We start from the raw sequence: 22,749 nt of genomic DNA, 5'->3' as shown, positions 1-22,749 counted from the left end.
TCCTCACCGTTCTTCGTGGTCGCTGTCGCCGCGTGCGGCGTCTTCGAGTTCGCTCAGCACCTGTTCCTCCACCAGGTCCGCCAGGGCGGCGACGGTGCGGCCCACCAGGACGTCGCGGGGCGTGAGGCTCACGCCGAAGGTGTCGTTGGCGCGGGAGGCGATGAGCAGGGCGCGCAGGGAGTCGCCACCCAGGGCGAAGAAGTCGTCCTCGGCGCCCACGGTGGTCTCCAGGGCCTCCTCCCACAGGGCGGCGACGGCCTCCTCGGTGGGCGTGCGCGGCGCTGTGTACCCCGCGTCGGGCTCCCGGGTCTCCGGGACGGGGGCGGGCAGGGCGGCGCGGTCGGTCTTGCCGTTCTCCGTGAGCGGGAAGCGGTCCATGACCACGAACGCCGAGGGCACCATCGGGCCGGGCAGGGTGCGGGCGGCGAGGGCCCGCAGATCGGCGCCGGTGGGCGGTTCGGCGCCGGGGGCGGCGAGCACGTGGGCCACCAGTCGCGGCAGCCCCGGTTCGTCCTCCCGCACGCTCACCACGGCGTCCAGCACCGCCGGGTGGCGCACCAGGGTGGCCTCCACCTCGCCGGCCTCGATGCGGTGGCCGCGCAGTTTGAGCTGGTGGTCGGTGCGGCCCAGGTAGCGCAGTTCGCCGCGGGCGTCGCGGCGGACCAGGTCGCCGGTGCGGTACATGCGTGTGCCGGGCGGGCCGAACGGGTCGGCGGTGAAGCGGGTCGCCGTCAGGCCGGGGCGGCCCAGGTAGCCGCGGGCCAGGGCCCGTCCGGCCAGCCACAGTTCGCCGGGGACACCGTCCGGGACGGGACGCAGGCGCGCGTCGAGGACGTAGGCGGCGGTGGCGGGCAGGGCGCGGCCGATGGGCGGTGCCTCGCCGTCGGGTTCCAGCGGGTCGGACCAGGTGGCGACGACGGTGGCCTCGGTGGGCCCGTAGGAGTTGACCATGCGGTGGTGCGGTGCCCACCGGGCGACCAGCTCGGCCCGGCAGGCGTCCGCGCCGACGATCAGGGTGTGCAGGTCGGGCAGGGTGCCGGGGGTGTCCGGCGGGAGGGTGGCGAGCGCGGCGGGCGGCAGCAGGGTGTGCGTGATGCGCGCGTCGCGCAGGACGCCGGCCAGGTCGGCGCCGAGCAGCGGGCCGGGCGGCGGTACGACGAGGGCCGCGCCGTGCGGCAGGGACATGCACAGCTCCAGCACCGAGGCGTCGAAGCTGGGCGTGGCGAAGGCCAGCACGCGGTCCCCTCCGCCGACCTGGTAGTGCGCGGCCTCGGCGGCGGCGAACGCGGCCAGTCCCCGGTGGGTGACGACGACGCCCTTGGGGGTGCCGGTGGAGCCGGAGGTGTAGATGACGTACGCCGGGTCGTCGAGGTGCAGCGGGCGGAGGCGGTCGGGGTCGGCGGGCCGGTGGCCGGGCGTGCCGTCGGGCGGTGCGGCGAGCAGGCCGGCGACCTCCTCGGCGGTCAGGGTGACGGCGGGCCGCGCGTCACGCAGCATCAGCTCGACCCGCTCGGCCGGGTAGCCGGGGTCCACCGGGAGGAACGCGGCGCCCGCCTTGGCCACGGCGAGCTGGGCGAGGACCATGTCCGCCGAGCGCGGCAGGACCAGCGCGACGAGGTCGCCGGGCCCCGCCCCACGCGCGATCAGCCGGTGGGCCAGCCTGTTCGCGCGGGCCTCCGCCTCGGCGAAAGTGAGCGTCGACTCCCCCGACTCGACTGCGAGTTGGTCGGGCCACCGGTCGACGGCCGCCTCGATCAGCGTGGGCAGCGTCGCCGGGAGCGGCGGCGCCAGGTGCGGGCGGGCGGGGCCGTGCAGCAGCCGGTGGCGCTCGGCGGGCGGCAGCACGTCCACCGCGTGCAGCGGCGCCTCGTCGCCGGACGCGGCCAGGGCCGTCAGGGCGTGCACCAGCCGGGAGGCCAGGGCCTCGGCGGTCGTCTCGTCGAAGTACCGCGGGTCGTAACCGAGTTCCACGGTCAGTTCGTCGCCGGGCGAGATCACCACGGTGAGCGGGTAGTTGGTCGCCTCGCGGGCGTCGAGGCCGTGCACGCGCACGCCGTGCGCACCGGCGGTGGCGTCACCGACCGGGTAGTTCTCGAACACCAGCAGACTGTCGAACAAGGGCGTACCCGGCGGCAGTTCGCCCCACTGGTGCAGGTCCGTCAGCGGCACGTGGTCGAAGCGCCGGTCCTCGGCGCGGACGGCCTGCAACTCCCGAAGCCAGGCGGTGCACGGCGTGGACTCGTCCACGGTGACCCGCGCGGGCAGGGTCGTGATGAACAGGCCGGTGATGGTGTCCGCGCCGGGCAGGTCGGCGGGCCGGCCGGAGACCGTGGTGCCGAAGCACACCTCCCGACCGCCCCCGGCGCGCGCCAGCAGCAGCGCCCAGGCACCTTGGACCAGGGTGTTGAGGGTGAGCCGGTGGCGGCGCGCGAAGTCGGTCAGCCGGGCGGTGCCGTCCGCGTCGAGCCGCTGCGACAGCCAGGTACCCGACCGTGCGGCGGCACCCGGGGCGGGCCTGCGGTCGTACGGCAGCGGGGTCGGCGCGGCGTATCCGGCGAGGGCGGCCTTCCAGTGCTCCTCGGCGGCGGCGGTGTCGCGGCCGGCCAGCCAGGCGGCGTAGTCGGCGAAGGGCCGCCGCTGAGGCAGCAGCGGCTCGGTCCCTGCGGCGAGCGCGGCGTGCGCCTGGAGCACGTCCGACAGCACGTGGAAGACGCTCCAGCCGTCCAGCAGGACGTGGTGGAAGGTCCACACCACGCGCACCTCGTCCGCGCCGAGGCGGATCAGGGTGACGCGCAGCAGCGGGGGGCGGTGCAGGTCGATGCCGAGGGCCTTGTCCTCGTCGAGCAGCCCGCGCAGTTCGCTTGCCTGCCGTGCCGGGTCGAGGTCGCTCCAGTCGAGCCGGGTGACGGGCAGCGGGAGGCGGCGGTGCACGGTCTGCAGCGGCGTCGGGACCCCGGTGAGGGCGACGGCGGTGCGCAGTACGGGCGTGGCGTCCACGACGTGCTGCCAGGCGTCCGCGAGCAGCGCGGGGTCGCGCACACCGTCGGCGACGAAGGTGATCTGCTCGACGTACAGGCCCTCGCCGGGTTCGTCCATGCCGTGCACGACCATGCCGGTCTGGGTGGGGGTGAGCGGGTAGACGTCCGTCACGTCCCGGCCGTCGCCGACGAGCCGGTCGACTGCGGCCTGGTCCAGGGCGGCCAGCGGGAAGTCGGACGGCGTGCGGCCGCCCGCGCCGGGCTCGGCGCAGTGCCGGACGATCCGGCGCAGTTCCTCGGCCGTCTCCTCGGCGAGGCGGGTGACGGTCTCCGGCCGGTGCACCGCGCGGGAGTACGACCAGGCGAACTCCAGCCGCTTGTCGGTAACCCGGCCGAGCACGTCGATGAGGTGGGGCCGGTCCGCCGAGCGGTCCATGCCACCGGTCAGGCCCTCGTGGGGCGCCCGCAGCAGACCGTCTCCGGTGGCGCTGAAGTCCTGCTGCCCGAGGTAGTTGAAGCCCACCTGCGGCAGGTCGGGCAGTTCGGGTCCCGACGGGTGCAGGTGCCGCAGCGCGCCGTAGCCCACTCCCCCGCGCGGTACGGCCCGCAGGTTCTCCTTGACGGTCTTCAGCGCGGTGCCGAGGCCGGCGTCGCGGGGCACGTCGAGGCCGACGGGGAACATGGTGGTGAACCAGCCGACGGTGCGGGACAGGTCGACGCCGTCGAAGAGGTCCTCGCGGCCGTGTCCCTCCAGCGCGACCACCACCCGGTCCCGTCCCGTCCAGCGGGCGAGGACCCGGCCGAGCGCGCACAGCAGGACGTCGTTGACGCGGGTGCGGTAGGCGTCGGGGACCTCCTTCAGCAGGCGCTCGGTCTCCTCGGCGCCGAGGCTCACCGTCACGGTCTCCTCGTCGGCGGCGGTGTTGCCGCCGGGGAGGTCGGCCGGCAGGTCGGTCGGGTGAAGGGCGCTCCAGTGGGCGGCCTCGTCGTCGAAGCCGCCGTCGGCGGTGTGCGCGGCCAGGCGCCGGGCCCAGTCGCGGAAGGAGGTCGTCTTCGCGCCCAGGTCGGGGGTTCCCCCGGCGAGCAGTGCCCGGTAGGCGGTGTCGAGGTCTTCGAGGATCACCCGCCAGGACACCGCGTCGACGACCAGGTGGTGTGCGGCCAGCAGCAGGACGGGCGGCAGGTCGCCGTCCCGGTGGCACAGGGCGGCCTTCAGCAGCGGGCCGCCGGTCAGGCCGAACCCTGAGCCGAGAGCGGCGGCGACGGCGGCCGGTTCCTCCGGAGCGCGGTGCACCTCAAGGTGCGGTGCGGCGCCGGGCGGGGTGCCCAGCTGCCGCCACCGGCCGTCGCCCGCGTGCTCGTACCGCGTGCGCAGCGCGTCGTGCTGCTCCAGCACCGCCGCGAGGGCGGCGCGCAGCAGTGTCTCGTCGGTGTCGGGCGCCACCTCGAAGGAGACCGCCTGGGTGAAGTGGGCCGGGTCGCCGGTGAGGGTGTCGAACAGCCAGTGCTGTACGGGTGTGAGGGGGACGTCCCCGACGACCGGGCCCTGGTCGGCCGTGGCGGGGGCCGGGCCGGCCGGTGAGGCGTCGACCGCGGCGGCGAGTTCGGCGATCGTCTGGTGGGCGAAGAGGTGACGGGGTGTCAGGGCCAGTCCGGCCCGGCGGGCCGCGGAGACGATCTGGATGCCCAGGATGGAGTCGCCGCCGAGCGCGAAGTAGTTGTCGGCGGCGCCCACTTCGGGCACGCCCAGCACCTGTGCCCAGATCGCGGCGAGGGTCTGCTCGGTGGCGGTGCGCGGCGGCCGGGAGTCCTCCGTGGTCGGAGCCGCGGACCACACCGGTTCCGGCAGGGCGCGCCGGTCCAGCTTGCCGGTGGCGCCCAGCGGCAGCCGCTCCAGGGGCACCACGGCCGCCGGGACCAGGTGGTCGGGCAGGGTGTGGGCGAGGAACGCCCGCAGCCCGGTCGGTGCCGGGAGGTCGCCGGCGCGCGGCACGGCGTAGCCGACGAGGCGCTTGTGGCCGTCGTGTTCAACCACGCGGGCGGCGGCCGCGGCGACCCGCGGGTGCCGGGCCAGCGCGGCCTCCAGCTCGCCGAGTTCGATGCGGAAGCCGCGCACCTTGACCTGGTCGTCGCCGCGGCCCAGGTACAGCAGGTCGCCGTCGGCGGTCCAGCGGACCAGGTCGCCGGTGCGGTACATGCGGCTGCCGGGCGGCCCGAAGGGGTCGGCGAGGAAGCGGCCGGCGGTCAGGCCGGGCCGGTTCAGGTAGCCGCGGGCCACCCCGGTCCCGGCGAGGTACAACTCCCCGGGCGCCCCGACGGGCACGGGACGCATACGGGCGTCGAGGACGTAGGCGCGGGCGCCGCCGATGGGCCGGCCGATGGGCGGGACGCGGTCGGGGTCGCCCGGGTCGCAGGTGAAGGCGGTGGCGTAGACGGTGGCCTCGGTGGGGCCGTAGATGTTCATCACGCGGCAGCCGGGGATCGCCTCGCGCACCTGCCGGACGGCGCGGGCGGGCAGGGCCTCCCCGGCCAGGACGACGGTGTCGGCGCCGACGTGCACGGTGTCCTCGGCCAGCAGCCGGCCGAGGGCGGAGGGCACGGCACTGAGCAGCCCCGCCCGCCACGGCGAGGACCGCTCGGCGAGGGCCAGCAGGTCGCGGACGACCTCGACCCGGCCGCCCGCCAGCAGCGGCGAGAAGATCTCGAACACCGACACGTCGAAGTTGAGCGAGGTGGACGCCACCACGTGGGCGAGTCCGCGGCCGGTGAACTCGGCCGCGGCCCAGTCGGTCAGCGCCACCACCGAGGCGTGCGGGACGACGACGCCCTTGGGCCGGCCGGTGGAACCGGAGGTGTGGATGACGTAGGCCGGGTGGTCCGGCAGCAGACGGGCGCGCCGCTCGCCGTCGCCGACGGGTGCGGCGGACGCGGCGGCCAGCCGGGCGGCGCAGGCCGGGTCGTCCAGGGCGATCCGCGTGTACGGGCCGTCCGGGAGCCGCGCGGAGCTCTCGGCGCAGGTGATGACCGCGTCGGGGCGTACGTCCTCGAAGAGGAACGCGATGCGCTCGGCCGGGTAGCCGGGGTCGACGGGCAGGTAGGCGGCGCCGCTCTTGAGGACCGCGAGGAGCGCCACGATCAGATCGGCGGTGCGGGGCAGGGCCAGGGCGACGAACCGCTCCGGCCCGGCTCCGGCGTCGATCAGCAGGCGGGCGAGCCGGTTGGCGCGTTCGTCGAGCTGCCGGTAGGTGAGGTGCTCGGCGCCGGCGCTGACGGCGGGTGCGTCGGGGGTGCGGGCGGCCTGGGCCGCGAAGGCGTCCGGGAGGGTGTGCCGCGGGAGCCGCGCGCCCGGTCCGGCGAGGCGGTCCAGCAGGCGGCGCCCGTCGGCCGGTGAGAGCGGGGTGAGGTCGGCGAGGGGGCGGTCGGCGTCGGCGGCGAGCTGCGTCAGGAGGGTGCGCAGGCTCGCGCCGATCCCCTCGACGGTGGCCGCGTCGAAGGCGGCCGGGTCGTAGTCGAGACTCACGGTGACGTCGTCGCCGGGGGCGACGACCACGCTGAGCGCGTAGCTGGTCGGCTCGACGTCGCGTTCCTGCTCGACGGCGATTCCGTGCCGGGCCAGGGCGCCCGCGTCGAACGGGTAGTTCTCGAAGACGACGATGCTGTCGAACAGGCCGGTGCCTCCGGGCACTTCGCTCCACGACTGCAACTGGGCCAGGGACACGAAGTCGTGGCGCCGGGACTCCGACTGGGCGGCCTGCACCTCGCGCAGCCACTCCAGCAGGGGACGGTCCCGGTCGATGCGCAGCCGGGTGGGCAGGGTGTTGATGAACAGGCCCACCATGGAGGTCACGCCGGGCAGTTCGGCCGGGCGGCCGGACACGGTCGTACCGAAGACGACGTCGTCACCGCCGCCGTAGTGGTGCAGCAGCAGCCCCCAGGCGCCCTGGAGCACGGTGTTGACGGTCAGTCCGGCCCGCTGGGCGGTGTCCCGCAGCCGTGCCGACACCTCCGTGCCGAGGGTCACCCGCACCGTGCCCGACGAGGACGCGCGGTGGGCGTCGGCGGGGCGCCGGTCGCGGGGCAGTTCGGTGGGCACGGCGAATCCGGCGAGGGTCTCGCGCCAGTGCTGTTCGGCCCGGGCGGTGTCCTGGGCGGTCAGCCACTCCAGGTAGCGGGCGAAGCGGGCCCGGTCGGGCACCTGCGGGCGGCGGCCGGCGGTCCGGGCCGCGTACCGTTCGCACACCTCGTCGAAGACCTGGGCCGCGCTCCAGCCGTCGAGCAGCACGTGGTGGAACGTCCACACCATGCGCACCCGGTCCGGTGCCAGCCGGATCAGCGCGAGCCGCATCAGCGGGGCCGCGCCGAGGTCGATGCCGGCCTCGCGGTCGGCGTCGAGCAGCGCTTCGGTATCCCGCGCGCACCGCTCGGCGGTCCGGTCGGTCCAGTCGTGGTGGGTGACCGGCACGACGGCCCGCCGCTCGACCACCTGGAGGGGTTCGGCGGTCTCCTGCCACACCAGGCGGGTGCGCAGGATCGCGTTGGCGTCCGCCGTGTCCTGCCACGCAGCGGCGAGTGCGTGCGGGTCGGTGACACCGTGCAGGACGACCTGCACCTGGTTGACGTAGGTGCGGCCCTGGGGGTCGAGGAGGCTGTGGAACAGCATGCCCGCCTGCATCGGGGTCAGCGGGTACACGTCCTCGACGCCGCGGCCGTCGCCCACGACCCGGTCCACGGCCGCCTGGTCGAGCCGGGCCAGCGGGAAGTCGGAGGGGGTACGGCCACCGGCCCCGGGCGCGGCGCAGTGCGCGACGATCTCCTCCAGCGAGCGCAGCATGCCCTCGGCGAGGGCGGCGACGGTCTCCTCGCGGTGGCGGCCGCCGCTGTAGTGCCAGGTGACCTCCAGCTCGTCGTCCTCGACACGGGCCACCACGTCCAGCAGGTGCGGACGCGGCGCCCCGGGGTCCTCGGCGCCGTCCAGGCCGCCGGGCACGGCCCGGACCAGCTCGGCGTCGGCGGCGGACCAGTCGAACCGGCCCAGGTAGTTGAAGCTGATGCCGGGCAGCGGCGCGGCGGCGAGCCGTTCGTCGCCCGCGAGGTGACGCAGCGCGCCGTAGCCGATGCCCCGGTCGGGCACGGCCCGCAGCTGTTCCTTCACGGCCTTCAGCGCGGCGCCCCAGTCGCCCTCGGGCAAGTCGAGGGCGACCGGGTAGAGGCTGGTGAACCAGCCGACCGTGCGGGACAGGTCGAGGTCGTCGAAGTGCTGGTCCTCGCGGCCGTGCCCCTCCAGGCCCACGGCGACGGTCCGACGGCCCGTCCAGTCGGCCAGGACGCGGCCGAGGGCGGTCAGCAGGACGTCGTCGACGCGGGTGCGGTACACGCCGGGGACCTTGCGCAGGAGGTCCTCGGTGCGCCGGCGGTCGAGGCGTACGGTCACGGCGCGCAGGTCGGCGACGGTGTTGCCGCCGTCCAGGTCCTCCGGCAGCGGTTCGGCGCAGTGCCGGGCGACGTCCGCCCAGTGGGCGCGCTGCGCGGCGAGGTCCGCCTCGCCGGTGCGGCCGGTGAGCCGCCGCACCCATTCCCGCACGGACGTGGTGCGCTCCGGCAGCCGGACCGGCTCCCCGGCCCTGGCCTGCCGGTAGGCGGTCTCCAGGTCCTCCAGCAGGACGCGCCAGGAGACGCCGTCGACGATCAGGTGATGGGCCGTCAGCAGCAGGCGCGGGGTCCGGCCGGCGCCGGTGAACAGGCGCGCGGCGATCAGCGGTCCGGTGTCCAGGCGGAAGCCGGTGTGCGCCTCGTGGGAGAGGCGGGCCTCGGCCTCCGAGGCGGCCTGCGCGTCGTGATCGCTCAGGTCGTGCACCCGCAGCAGCTCCGGCACGTCGTCGTCCGCGGCGGAGTACTCCTGGCGCCAGGTGCCGTCCGACGCGCGGGGGAAGCGGGCGCGCAGGGCGTCGTGGTGGGTCCACAGTGCGGCCACGGCGGCGCGCAGCGCACGGGCGTCGACGTCCTCGCCGGTCTCGACGACCACCGACTGGTTGAAGTACTCCGGGCGCGGCGGCTCGGCGTCCAGGAACCAGTGCTGGATCGGGGTGAGCGCGACCTGCCCGGACACCGGGCCGGTGTCCGCGACGGCCGCGCGGGCGCCGGTCGAGGCGGCGGCCAGACCGACGAGCGTGGGGTGGCGGAACAGGTCCCTCGGCGTCAGCGCGAGGCCCGCGGTGCGGGCGCGGGAGACGACCTGGATGCTCACGATGGAGTCGCCGCCCAGCATGAAGAAGTGGTCATCGAGGCCCACGCGTTCCACACCCAGCAGCTCGGCCCAGATGCCGGCGAGCACGCGTTCGGCCTCGGTGCGCGGCGCGCGGTAGGCGGTGTCGGCCGCCGCGGACCACTCGGGCTCGGGCAGCCGGCGCCGGTCGACCTTGCCGTTCGCGGTCAGGGGCAGCTCGGCCAGACCGACGAACGCGGCCGGGACCATGTAGTCGGGCAGTTCCGCGGCCACGTGGGCACGCAGCTCGGCCGCGGGCGGCACGACCGCGCCGGGAGCCGGCACCAGGTGCGCGACCAGGCGTTTGCGTCCCTCGTGCCGGGAGACCGACACGACCGCCTCGGCGATCGCCGGGTGGGCGGTGAGCCGGGCCTCGATCTCGGCGGGCTCGACGCGGAAGCCACGGATCTTGATCTGGTCGTCGGCCCGTCCCACGAAGTGCAGTGCGCCCTCGGCGCTCCAGCGCACGATGTCGCCGGTGCGGTACATCCGCCCGCCGGGCGGTCCGTAGGGGTCGGCCAGGTAGCGGGCCGCGGTGGCGCCGGGGCGCCCGGCGTAGCCACGGGCCAGTCCGGCACCGGCGAGGTACAACTCCCCCGGTACGCCGGGCGGTTGCGGCTGGAGGGCGCCGTCCAGGACGTAGGCGCGGGTGTCGTCGAGGGGACGGCCGATGGGGAGGGCCGCGGGCAGCGGGTCACCGGCGTGGAAGGCCTGGCGGGTGGCGAAGGTGGTGGTCTCGGTCGGGCCGTACACGTCGACGACGGTGAGGCCGGGGCAGGCGTCCAGCACGCGCCGTACGGCGGCGCCGGGCACGGCCTCACCGCCCGTCCACACCTCCCGTGCGCCGCGCAGGCAGGCCGGGTCCTCCTGGGCGAACAGGCGGAACAGGCCGATCGTCAGGAACAGGCAGCTCACGCCCTGTTCGGTGATCGCGTGGCGTACGGCGGAGGCGTCCAGGTCGCCGGGCGGGGCGAGCACGGCCGTGCCGCCGCGCAGCAGGGGCACCCACAGCTCGTAGGTGGAGGCGTCGAAGGCGTGCGGGGAGTGCACGAGCACGCGGTCGTGGCCGGCGAAGGCACGGTCGCGGGCGAGGGCCGCGACGTCCCGCTGCCGCGCGGCCACGCCCTTGGGGGTGCCGGTGGAGCCGGAGGTGAACATGAGGTACTGGACGTTGTCCGGGTGCACGCGCGGCACGGTCGTGAGGTCAGCGGTCGGCCCCTCGGCGTCCGCGTCCGGGCGCAGGACGCGCCCTTCGGGGAGCAGGTCCGCCGCCGTCTCGTGCCACTCCGCGTCCGTGAGCAGCAGGCCGGCGCCGGCCTCCGCGAGCATGGCCCGCAGCCGTTCCCGGGGTGCCCGGCCGTCGAGCGGCACGTACACGCCGCCGAGGCGGGCGAGGGCGAGCTGGACGACGACGAGGGCGGCCGAGCGGTCCATCAGCACGCCGACGGCGGCCTCCGGACGCACCCCCTGCGCGGCCAGTCGGCCGGCCAGGGCCGCCGCCCGGGCGTCGAGTTCGCGGTAGGTCAGCCGCTCGGCGCCGGCCAGCAGTGCCAGGGCGTCGGGGGTGCGTTCCGCCTGCGCAGCGAAGAGGTCCGCGGTGGTCGCGGCGGGGGTGCCGGTAGCGGTGTCGTTCCAGGTGCGGAGCACCTGCTCACGGCGGGCGGCCGTCAGCAACGGCAGGCGGGAGGGGGCCTGTTGCGGGGTGGCGGCGAAGCCCTCCAGCAGGACCGTGAGGTACTCGGCCATCCGCTCGACGGTGCCGGCGTCGAAGAGGTCCGGGTCGTAGCCGAGGCGCAGGGCGAGTTCCGTGCCGGGGTAGGCGACCAGGCTCAGCGGGTAGTTGGTGGTCTCGACACCGTCCAGGCCGGTCAGCCGCAGTCCGTGCGCGGCGGCGAGGTCGTCGTCGACCGGGTAGTTCTCGAACACGACGATGCTGTCGAAGAGGGCGGCCCGCTCGGGCAGGTCGGTGTACGCCGTCATCCGGTGCAGCGGCACCTGGTCGTGGCGCCGGTCCTCGCTCTGCTCCTGCTGGAGCCGGGCCAGCCAGCTGAGCAGCGGCTCGTCGCGCGGCACGGTCACACGGGCGGGCAGGGTCGCGATGAACAGGCCGGTGATGGCGTCGGCCCCGGGCAGTTCGTCGGGCCGTCCGGAGACGGTGGTGCCGAAGACCGCCTCGTCACGGCCCGCCTGACGGCTCAGCAGCACCGCCCAGGCACCCTGGACGAGGGTGTTCATCGTGAGGCCCGCCGTCCTGGCCAGGTCATGCAGCGCCTTCGTGGCGGACTCGGGCAGGGTGACGCGCACCGCCGCGGTCGACTCCGCGCGGTGGCTCTCACGGGGCTCGCGGTCGAAGGGGAGCGCTGTGGTCTCGCTCAGACCGTTCAGGCGGGTCCGCCAGTGCCGTTCGGCCTCGGCCAGGTCGGCGCGCTCACGCAGCCAGGCGACGTAGTCACGGAAGGGACGGCGCTCGGGCAGCGCGATCTGCACCGCGCCGGACAGTCCCGCGTGGCAGGCGAAGACGTCGGAGAGGACCTGGAACAGGCTCCAGCCGTCCAGGATCAGGTGGTCGAAGGACCACACGACGCGGACCTCACGGTCGGAGAGCCGGGCCAGCACCAGGCGCTGGAGCGGTGCGCGGGTCAGGTCGACGCCTCGGGCGCGGTCGCGGTCGAGCAGGTCGCGCAGCCGCTCGTCCCGTTCGGCGGCGGTCAGGCCGCGCCAGTCGGACAGTTCCACCGGCACCGCCGCCCGGCGCTGCACCACGAGCAGCGGCTCGGGCACGTCCTGCCACACCACCCGCGAGCGCAGCACCGGCGTGCGGTCCGTGACCCGCTGCCAGGCCTCCGCCAGCAGCCGGGGGTCGGGCACGCCGTCGAGGACGAACGTCAGCTGCTGGAAGTACACGGCGCGGTCGTCCTGGGAGAGCCGGTGGAAGAGCATGCCGGCCTGAGTGGGCGTCACGGGGTGGACATCCTCCACACCGGCGGGGTCCTCCCCCACGATGCGGTCGACGTGGGTCTGGTCGAGCCCGGCCAGCGGGAAGTCCGACGGGGTGCGTCCGGCGGTACCGGGCCGGGCCGCGTACCGGGCGAGGCCGGCCAGCGCGTCGGCGTAGCGTTCCGCCAGGTCGGTGACGGTCTCCGGCCGGTGCACCCGGTCGGAGTAGAACCAGGTGAATTCCAGGCCGTCACCGTCCAGCCGCCCCACGACCTCCAGTGCGTGCGGGCGCGTCGCCGACGGGTCGGCGTCCAGCTCCAGCGGGCGGACCAGCCCGCGGTACAGGCCCTCGGAGGTCTCGGACAGGCCGAACCGGCCGAGGTAGTTGAAGCTGATCTGCGCGCCGGTCGCCGGGAGGGGTGCGCCGTCGCGGCCCGGCAGGGCAAGGGCGCCGTGGCCGATGCCGTGCCGGGGCACGGCGCGCAGGTGTTCCTTGACCTGCTTGAGCACGGTGTCCCAGGAGGCCTGGGGCGGGACGGCCAGGGCGACGGGGTGGCGGGTGGTGAACCAGCCGACGGTGCGGCTGGTGTCGAGGTCGGCGAAGAGCTCCTCACGGCCGTGTCCTTCGACGTCGACCAGGACCCGGTCGTGCCCGCTCCAGCCGCACAGCACCCGTCCGAGGGCGGCGAGCAGGACGTCGTTGGCCTGGGTGCGGTACGTCTCGGGGAGCGTCCGCAGCAGCGCTTCGGTGTCCTCGGGGCCGAGTCGCACCGTCACCGAGCGCTGGGAGGCGTAGGTGTTGGTGCCCTCCCGGTCCGCGGGCAGAGCCGCCCCGGCCCCTTCGGTCTCGCGGATCCAGTACGCCTGTTCGTCGTCGAAACCGCCGGCGGCGGTGTGCGCGGCAAGGCGCTCGGCCCACTGCCGCAGCGGGGAGGACTTGCGGGGCAGGGCGGCCTCGCCGTCCCGGCCCTCGCGGCGGGCGCGGTAGGCGCGTTCGAGGTCTTCGAGGAGCAGGCGCCAGGAGACGCCGTCCACGACGAGGTGGTGGACGGACAGGTGCAGGACGGGCGGCCGTCCGTCGCCCCGGTCGTGCAGGACGGCGCGCAGCAGCGGGCCCCGGCCCAGGTCGTACGGGCCGAGATGCGGGGTGTCGGTGTCCGGGCCGGTGTGGTGGGTGAGGGGGCAGCGGACGGCCGGGCCGTCGATCAGCCACCGTACGCCCGTGTCCTCGGCGTGGAAGCGGGAGCGCAGTGCGTCGTGGTGTGCGACCACGTCGTCGAGGGCGGCCCGGAGCGTGCTCGCGTCGACGTCGGCAGGCAGTTCCACCGAGAGGGTCTGGGCGAAGTGTCCGGCCCGCTCGGCGGCGCTGTCGAAGAGCCAGTGCTGAATGGGTGTCAGCGGTGCGGCGCCGGTGGCCTCGTAAGGAGCGGACGGGGCGGCGTCCCGCCGGGTGCCCGTCTCGTCGGCGCGGCGGGCCAGGGCGGCGACCGTTTGGTGCTGGTAGACGTCCCGCGAGGTGATCGTCAGACCCGCCTGCCTGGCCTGGGCCACGACCTGGATGCTGAGGATGGAGTCGCCGCCCAGCGCGAAGAAGTTGTCGTCCGCTCCGACCCGCTCCACGTGCAGGACGGCGGCCCAGATGGCGGCGAGGGTCCGTTCGGTGGGCGTGCGGGGCGCGACGTGGCGTGCGGCGGGTTCGGCCGGTGCCGGATCGGGGAGCCGGTCGCGGTCCAGTTTGCCGTTGGGGTTGAGCGGCAGGGCGGGCAGCACCAGGACGGCCGAGGGGACCATGTAGTCGGGCAGGGTGCGCCCGAGTTCGCGGCGTACGGCCTCCGGCTCCACCCGGGCGCCGGGGGTGGCGACCACGTATCCGGCCAGGCGGCGGTGGCCGTCACCGTCGCGGACGGTGGCGGCGGCCTCGGCGACGCCCGCGCAGCCGCGCAGGGCCTCCTCGACCTCGCCCAGTTCGATGCGGAAGCCGCGCACCTTGACCTGCTGGTCGACACGGCCGAGGTACTCGAGCCGGCCGTCGGCGCTCCAGCGCACCAGGTCGCCCGTGCGGTACATGCGATCCCCGGGTGCGCCGAACGGGTCGGCGACGAAGCGGGCGGCGGTCAGCCCGGGCCGGCGCAGGTAACCGCGTGCGAGTCCGCCGCCGCCGAGGTACAGCTCGCCGATGACGCCCGGCGGCTGGGGGCGCAGCAGCCGGTCCAGCACGTAGGCGCGGGTGCGGGCGACGGGACGGCCGATGGGAGGGGCCTGGTCGGGGACGGTGCCGTCGGCGAACCAGGCGGTGGCGTAGACGGTGGCCTCGGTGGGGCCGTAGATGTTCGCCACCTCGGCCGCGGGCATGGCGTCCTTGATGTCCCGGACGGTCCGGGCGGGCAGGGCCTCGCCGGCCAGGACGACGGTGTCCGCGTCGATGGCACCGTCGCCGCCGAAGACGCGGGACAGCGCGGACGGCACGCCGCTGAGCAGTCCGGCCCGGCGCGGGCGGGAGCCGTCCGTGAGGTCGGCGAGGGCGGTGAGATCGGCGACCACCTCGACGCTGCCGCCGGCCAGCAGGGGGCACAGCAACTCGAACACGGACACGTCGAAGTTGAGGGAGGTGGAGGCGACGACGTGGGCGAACCCGCGCGAACCGAACGTGTCCCCGGCCCAGGCGGCGAGCGCGGCCACGCTGCGGTGGGTGACGACCACGCCCTTGGGCCGGCCGGTGGAGCCGGAGGTGTAGATGACGTAGGCGGGATGGGACGGGTCGAGCGGTCCCGTCCGGTCGGCGTCGGTCAGGTCCGTGGCGTCGGTACCGGCCGGATCCGCGACGTCGGCCTCGGCCGGGTCCGGGGTGCCGACGGCGAAGGGGGCCACGTCCTCCAGCAGCAGCGGCTCGCAGTCCTCGGGGAGGGCGTGCGCCGTTTCCCGGGTGGCCAGGACGAGGGCGGGGGCCGCGTCGGCGAGCATGAAGCGGATGCGTTCGGCCGGGTAGCCCGGGTCGACGGGCAGGTATCCGGCGCCCGACTTCAGTACGGCCCACAGCACCGGGAGCAGGCCGGCGGTGCGCGGCAGGCACAGCGCCACCAGGGACTCCGGCCCCGCACCGCGCGCCGCCAGCAGCCGGGCGAGACGGTTGGCACGCCGGTTCAGCCCGGCGTAGTCCAGCCGGGTGTCGCCGCAGGTCACGGCGGTCCGGTCGGGAGTGCGGGCCACCTGCTCCTCGAAGAGCGCCGGGAGCGTGGCGCCGTCTGCCCGGTTCTCGCCCGACGCGGGTGGGTTCCAGGACTCCAGGAGCACGTGCCGCTCGTCGTCGGACAGCAGCGGGAGTTCGGCCAGCGTCCGGTGCGGGCCGTCCGCCATGCCTTCGAGCAGGTGGTGGAGTTGCCGGGCCATCCGGGCCACGGTCGCCGTCTCGAACAGGTCGGTGTTGTACTCGACCGTCAGCTCGTGGCCGCCGTCGGCGCGCGGCGCGAACTCCAGCACGAGGTCGAAGCGGGCGGCCGGGCGGGGCAGGGGATGTTCCTCGATGCGTACTCCGGCGGCGGCCGGCGGCCGGGCGGGCGCCGCCTGCTGGACCACGAGCGCCTGCACCAGCGGGGTGCGGCTGGGGTCTCTCGGCGGGGCGAGTTCTTCGACCACCCGGTCGAAGGGCACGCCGTCATGGGCGAACGCGTCCAGCACGGTCGCGCGCATGGTCTGCATGAACCGGTCCACGGTGGCGGCGTCGTCGACCTCGCCGCGCAGTACGACGGTGTTGGCGAAGAAGCCCGTCACGTCCTCCAGTTCGCGGCGGTCCCGCCCGTTGGTGACGGTGCCGAACGCAACGTCCCGCTGCCCGGAGTAGCGGGCGAACAGCACGGCCGCCGCCGCGGCGAACACCGTGAAGACGGTGGTGTCGCGGCCCGCGGCCAGTTGCCGCAGCCGGTCCACCAGCTGGCGCGGTATGTCCTGGCGGTGAGCCGCGCCCGCGGTGGTGCGCACCGCGGGGCGCGGCCGGTCGGTGGGCAGGTCGAGCTGCTGGAGGCCGGCGAGGTGGCGTTTCCAGTAGGCGAGGTCGTCCGCGTCGGCGTCGGGCGTGTGCCGCTCGACCTCCCACAGCGCGAAGTCCGGGTACTGCACGTCCGGCCGGGGCAGGTCGTCGGGTTCACCGGCGGCCTCCGCGCGGTAGAGCGCCGCCAGGTCCCGGGTCAGGACGCCGACCGACCAGCCGTCGGTGACGATGTGGTGCTGGGCCAGCAGCAGCACGTGGTCCCCGGGTGCCCGGCGGATGAGCAGCGCCCGGGTCAGGGGCCCGGTCGCCAGGTCGTGGGGCCGGCGGAGTTCCTCGGTCAGCAGGCGCTCGACGGCCTGGTCACGCCGGTCGTCCGGCACGTGGCCGACATCGGTGGTGCGCAGCGGCAGCTCCGCCTCGGCGGCGACGAGCTGGACCCCCTGTCCGTCGACCGTGGCGAAGGTGGTGCGCAGTGAGTCGTGGCGGGCGGCGAGCCGGTGCAGGGCGCGTTCCAGGGCCGGTGTGTCGAGGGGGCCGCGCAGCCGCAGCGCCACGCCGGTGTTGTACTCGGTGCCGCCGTCGGCGAGGTCGTCGAGGAACCACAGGCGCCGCTGGGCGCTGGAGAGCGGGACGGGCTCCGAGCGCGGGGCGGCGGGGATCGGTTCCGGCGGGGCGGCGGCGGACGGATCGGCGGTCAGGGGGGCGAGCGCGCCGACGGTCCGCGCGGTGAACACGTCGCGCAGGGTGAGCCTGGCGCCGAACGCCTCCCGGATGCGGGTCAGGGTGCGGGCCGCGAGGATCGAGTCGCCGCCCAGGTCGAAGAAGTCGTCGGTGACGCCGACGGTGTCGACGCCGAGGACGTCGGCCCAGATCACGGCCAGGGTCCGTTCGTCGTCGGTGCGCGGTTCGACATGCTGCTCGGCCTGCGCGCCGCCGGGGGCGGGCAGCGCCCGCAGGTCGATCTTGTGCTGCGGGGTGAGCGGCAGCGCGTCCAGCACGACGACGGCGGAGGGCACCATGTGGACCGGCAGGGCGGCGGTGAGGCCGGCCCGCAGCCGGGCCGGGTCGGGCCTGCGAGCGGGGTCGGCGGGAGTGACGTAGCCGATGAGCCGGCCCCGGGCGGGTTCCTCGTCACGTACCACGACGACGGCCTCGCGGATCTCCGGGTCCCGGAGCAGGGCGGCTTCGATCTCGCCGGGCTCGATGCGGAAGCCCCGGACCTTGACCTGCCGGTCGGCCCGGCCGAGGAACTCCAACTCGCCGTCGGCGCGTCGGCGCACACGGTCACCGGTGCGGTAGAGCCGGGCGCCGGGCGGCCCGGACGGGTGGGCGACGAACCGTGCCGCGGTCAGACCGGGGCGGTTGAGGTAGCCGCGGGCCAGTCCGTCGCCGCCCACGTACAACTCGCCCTCGGTGCCGGGCGGCACCGGGCGCAGCGCCGCGTCCAGGATGTGCGCCTCGGTGCCGGGAAGCGGGCTGCCGATGGCGGGTGTCCCCGTGCCGGCGGTCAGTGGTCCGGTCCAGGTGGCGACGATGGTGGCTTCGGTCGGCCCGTAGGAGTTGATCATGCGGCGGCCGGGCGCCCACCGGTCGACGAGCGTGGCCGGGCATGCCTCGGCCCCGACGATCAGGGTGCGCAGCGACGGCAGGCCTCCGATGTCCGCCGGGTCGGGCAGCGTGGCGAGGGCGGCCGGCGGTATGAGGGCGTGGCTGATGCGGTGTTCGTCCAGGACGGCGGCGAGTTCGTCGCCCAGCCAGGGCCCGTTCGGCGGGACCACCAGCAGGGCGCCGGACAGGACGGAGACGCACAGTTCCAGTACGGAGGCGTCGAAGCTGGGCGAGGAGAACTGCAGCACACGGTCGCCCGGGCCGACGGCGTAGCGTTCGGCGGCCGCCGCGGCGAAACCGGCGATGCCGCGGTGGGTGACGGTGACGCCCTTGGGAGTGCCGGTGGAGCCGGAGGTGAAGATGACGTACGCCGCGTGATCGGGGAGCGCCCGGCTCGGGACCGGGTCCGTCTCCGGCTCCTGGCCCTCCATCAGTGCGCGTACGCGGTCGAGGTCGTCCAGGACGACGGCGGGAGCGGCGTCGTCGAGCATCAGTGCCCGTCGTTCGGCCGGGTAGTCGGGGTCCACGGGGAGGAAGGCGGCACCGGTGAGGGCCACGGCCAGCTCGGCGGCGATCAGTTCCATCGAGCGCGGCAGGACCAGGGCCACCGTCCGCTCCGGTCCGGCGCCGCTCGCGACGAGATGGGCGGCGAGCCGGCCGGCCCGCCGGGCGAGTTCCGCGTACGACCAGGTGCTCCGGCCGTCGGTGACCGCGGGGGCGTCGGGGTCGCGCGTCACCCACCCGGTGAACAGCTCACCGAGCGGGACGTGACGGGTGACGTCGCGGACGGGGGCCGGGGGGACGGGCATGGCGGGGCGCTGGGCGTGCGGGTCCGTCATCGGGGTGCAGTCCTTCGGGCGGGGGCGGCGCGCGGACCCGGCGCGCCGTTCTCGGGCGGCGCGTGGGCACGCCGGAGCGGTGCGGGTCCTTGCGTACGGGTCGGGTGCGGGGCGCGATCGGGCCGTGCCGGTGGCGCGCACGGCCGGACCAGTGCCGGTCCGGCGCGCGGCGGGAACGGTGCCGGTCCGGCGCACGGTCGTCAGGCGGTGCCGGGGCGGCACGCGGTCGTCGGACGGTGCCGAATCGGTACGCCGTCAGGCAGTGCCGGTCCGGCGCGCGGTCAGGGGGTGCCTGTGCGGCGCGCGGTGCGTCCGGAGATCTGCAGGCGATCGATGGCCCCGGTGGCGGGATCACGGTGGAAACGGCCGCCCGGTTCGACCCGGCCGGTGGCCGGATCCATCAGGTCGCAGGACAGGTCCGGATAGCAGACCAGCGGGATGGGGTAGTCGCCGTCGACGGACAGGGTCGGCGTGTCGTCCCCGTCCAGTTTGACCACGTACTCGGTGCCCCCGTTGCGGTAGGTTCCGGCGCACTCCGGGAGCGACACGGCGAGTCCGCGGCGGGTGCCGGCGGCCGGGGCGGTGGGCACGCGAACGCCGGTGAGCCGGGTGAGTTCTGCGACCATGTCACGCCACAGGGCGGTGGCGGCGCCCGCATTGCCGGTGAAGGCGACGACGACGCCGCTGTCCGGGTCCGCCCGCAGGTGGCAGGAGGTGCCCTGGGCGTTCCCGTCGTGGCCGCACCACACCCGGCCGTCCTGTCGGAAGAGGGCCAGGCCCAGGCCCCAGGAATCGGCGAGGGCACCGGGGTCGGCGGACGGTTCGGGGTGCCGCATCCGGTCGGCGACGGCGGCCGGCAGTCCGGCGGACCTGCCGATCACGGCCCTGCCCAGGGCGACCAGGTCCTCGGCGCTCGCCAGCAGCGCTCCGGCCGGGGCCTCCACGGGGGCGAGGTTCTGATGGGCCGGGCGTACCAGGCCCGTCGCCGTGTTGAGGGCGTGGCCGCTGGCGAGCGGCCGGGAGGGGGTGGTGTCGCCCAGGAAGGCGGGGACGATGCCCAAGGGCTCCAGGACGAGCGCTGCCACTGCTTCCTGCCAGGTCATGCCCGTCACTTCGGACAGGATGCGGCCGGCGGCGACGTAGCCCGCGTTGGAGTACGAGAAGCCGGTGCCTGGCGGGAACAGGGTGTTCCGGGCGGTGCAGACCGCGGAGAGGTACCGGGAGGCGGTGGTGCCGACGGCACTGTCGGAGTCGGGTCCGGTGGGGAGGCCGGCGGTGTGACTCAGCAGGTGACGCACCGTCACATCGGGTATCAGCCCTGATAAGTCGGGCAGCAGTTCGCTGACGGGTTCGTCCAGGTCCACGTCTCCGTCGTCGGCGAGGAGCAGGACGGCCGCGGCCGTGGCGGCCTTGGTGACGGACCCCAGGGGGACGGCCGTCTGCGCGGTGAACAGGGTGTTCGCCACGGCGTCGGCCGTGCCGGTGTGCGCGCTGAGGACATGGGTTCCTGTGTGGACGGCCAGTTGGGCGCCGGGCACGCGGTGGACGCGCGCGAGGGAGTCGAGGTGGCTGCTCAACTCCTGCTGCAAGGAGGTCGGCGGCCGGTGTGCGGCCGGAGCGGCGGTGGGGTACGGCATGGGGAGGGAACTCCTGGTGAGAGCGGGTGCGGGGAGGGGGACGCGGCCGGCCCGCGAGTGAGCGGTGCGGGTGTGCCCGTCGGCGCGCTTACGGCCTGCTGACGAGGATCGGCAGGTGGCGTACGCCGACGATGACGGCCGGATTCTGGTACGTGACGTCGTCGTACGAGGGCACCACGATGGAGGAGAAACGTTCCATCATCAGTTGCAGGGCGATACGGGCTTCCAGCCGGGCCAGTGGGGCGCCGAAGCAGAAGTGGATGCCATGCCCGAAGGTGAGATGGGGATTGGGGTCGCGGGCCGCGTCGAAGACATCCGGTGCGGTGAAGCGGGAGGGGTCACGGTTGGCAGCCCCCAGGTGCACCATCAGCAGGGTGTCGGCCGGGATCTCATGCCCGCCGAGCACTACCGGCCGGGTGGTGCGCCGGCCCAGCTCGGGGAAGGGCGGCAGCCAGCGCAGGACTTCCTCGACGGCGTCCGGCACCCGGTCCGGGTTCTCCCGCAGTGCGGTGAGCGTGCCGGGATGCCGGTCGAAGGTGACCATGGCGTTGCCGAGGAGCGCGGTGGTGGTGATGTGCCCGGCGACCAGCAGCAGGGCGACGAACCCGACGATCTCCTGGTCCTCAAGCCGTGTTCCGTCGACCTCGGCGGTGAGGAGTCTGCTCGTCAGGTCGTCACCGGGGTGGGCGCGGCGGTGCCGGATGTGGTCGAGTACGTAGCCGTTCATCTCACGCACGGTCGGGGCGATGGCCTCCAACGCCCGTTCCAGATCGGCCATGTCGAGGCTGTCCCCTAGCTGGTCGCCGCCGAAGAGGGTGGCGGCCCACTCCTGGAACAGCCGGTGGTCCTCGGCGGGGATACCGAGGAGTTCGGCGATCACGATGATCGGCAGCGGATAAGCGAGGGTGTCGACCAGGTCGAACCGGTCACGGTCGGCGACGCCGTCGAACAGCCGCGCGCACACGGCCTCGATGCGCGGTGCGAGGCCATGAACCACTCGCGGAGTGAAGGCCTGACTCACCAGGGTGCGGAGCTTGCGGTGCTCCGGCGGGTCCATGCCGACGAAGTTGCCCTGCCGGAAGGCCTCGAAGTCCTCCTGGGTGGGGGCGATCGGCGTCATGTCGGAGGAGTACGTCGCCGGGTCGGACAGGACCGCCGAGACGCCCCGGTGGTCCACGACGTGCCACTGCCGCCGCTCTTCGTCGTACGTCACGGGGCCGGCGTCGCGTAAGGACCGCCATCGCCCGGGTAACGCGTCAAGAGGCGATTCGGCCCCGGTCAGCTGTGTGCTTGTCACCGTTTCTCCTTGAGTGTGGGCGTGCGTGCCCGACGGTGGACCACCGACGGTGCGCGGTGGCCGACCGCGGGCAGTACCGGCCGTCACGGGTTCGGCCATCGGGGGTGCGGCACGGCGGAGCGGTTGTCGCTCCGCGCCGGGTGGACCCTCGCGCGGCTCAGCCGGGCCGGCCCACTGAGGGCGGCCGGCTTGTCCACCCCTCAGGCAATGGCAGCCCTGGCGTCAGCGAAACCGAGGACGGGACAGGGGACGGTGGGGCGGCGGTTCCGAGTGGTCCGGACGCCCGCCGAGCCGCGGACAAGCCTCCACGTGCGCAGCCCGGCATGACGCGCCCAGGGCACCTTGCAGACACCACCACGTCCCCCAGTGACTTCCCCGCGCAGCAGCCCTGCGCAGAACTCCCCTGTCCTTCGATGCCCGTGTCAAGAACACACTTCGACACGATCATCTCGGCCGATTGCGCTCACAGTTTTCACGTTGGGTCACAGGTTGGCAACCCCCCGAAGTTGAAGGGGATGTGACCGTTCAGCGACCCGCCAAAGAGGCCGTGTATCCCGCTCTTTCACCCTCAAACCAAGATTCTGAAGAGAAGGTCGGGCCGCACCACGACGCCTCGGGACACCATCGCGTCCGTCATCCTTGGCCGCACAGCCGCCCGCCTGCCGATTCCGTCACGACGGCCGCTGAACGGCGGTGTTGCCACAGCGGCCTCGAAACAGCCACAAGGCGACCTTCGAGGATCAGACATCGCGGCACCGCCACCCACCGGCCCGGCCACCTCTTTTGAGCCAACCCTGCCCCCTAGGACAACACGGTCCGGGCTCTGTGCGAGAAATGATCACCGTGCGCTGAGCCGGAGGATGAGTGAGGCGATCCGGAGGCCGACGAGACACGAGGCGGCCGGCTCGTCGAAACGGGTGGTGGCATCCCGGAACTGCTCGACTCCTGCCGATACAGCGCCCGATGACCTCACGGTCCTTGCACCGCTTGAGGTCGAAGTTCGGCGGCCGACCCCGGCCCGTGCACGGCGCCGTCAACCCGCGACACCAAGGTGGAGACCGGCGCGGCGCGCTCGCACCCGCAGTTCGCGCACCCGCGTTCGACGGCGGAGTGACGGATCACAACCTCCGCTTGTCACATGCATTTTCGGCCAATCAGCACAACGGTCGGAAGGCCGCTCCTGCCGCATGTCGTCCAGTTCGTGCG

At 74.6% G+C, this 22,749-nt stretch carries 3 protein-coding genes; all 3 read right to left on the bottom strand.

The genetic code is table 11. From position 1 onward, the window contains the following. Positions 1-3: 3 nt before the first annotated feature. Complete coding sequence (locus AC0665_RS12525) at positions 4-18,609, bottom strand: non-ribosomal peptide synthetase (protein ID WP_478704960.1); 18,606 nt, start codon at positions 18,607-18,609, stop codon at positions 4-6. A gap of 281 nt (positions 18,610-18,890) precedes the next feature. Further along, a complete protein-coding gene (locus AC0665_RS12520) occupies positions 18,891-20,246 on the bottom strand; it encodes a serine hydrolase domain-containing protein (RefSeq protein WP_478704959.1) in 1,356 nt (451 codons plus the stop codon). Between the two features lie 88 nt (positions 20,247-20,334). Next, positions 20,335-21,459, bottom strand: coding sequence for a cytochrome P450 (locus AC0665_RS12515; RefSeq protein ID WP_468404445.1), 1,125 nt, complete (start codon positions 21,457-21,459; stop codon positions 20,335-20,337). Positions 21,460-22,749: the final 1,290 nt, after the last annotated feature.

The sequence above is a fragment of the Streptomyces sp. NPDC043685 genome, assembly GCF_056436585.1.
The sequence above is the reverse complement of the archived record's forward strand: the minus strand, read 5'-3'. Positions and strand labels throughout refer to the sequence as shown.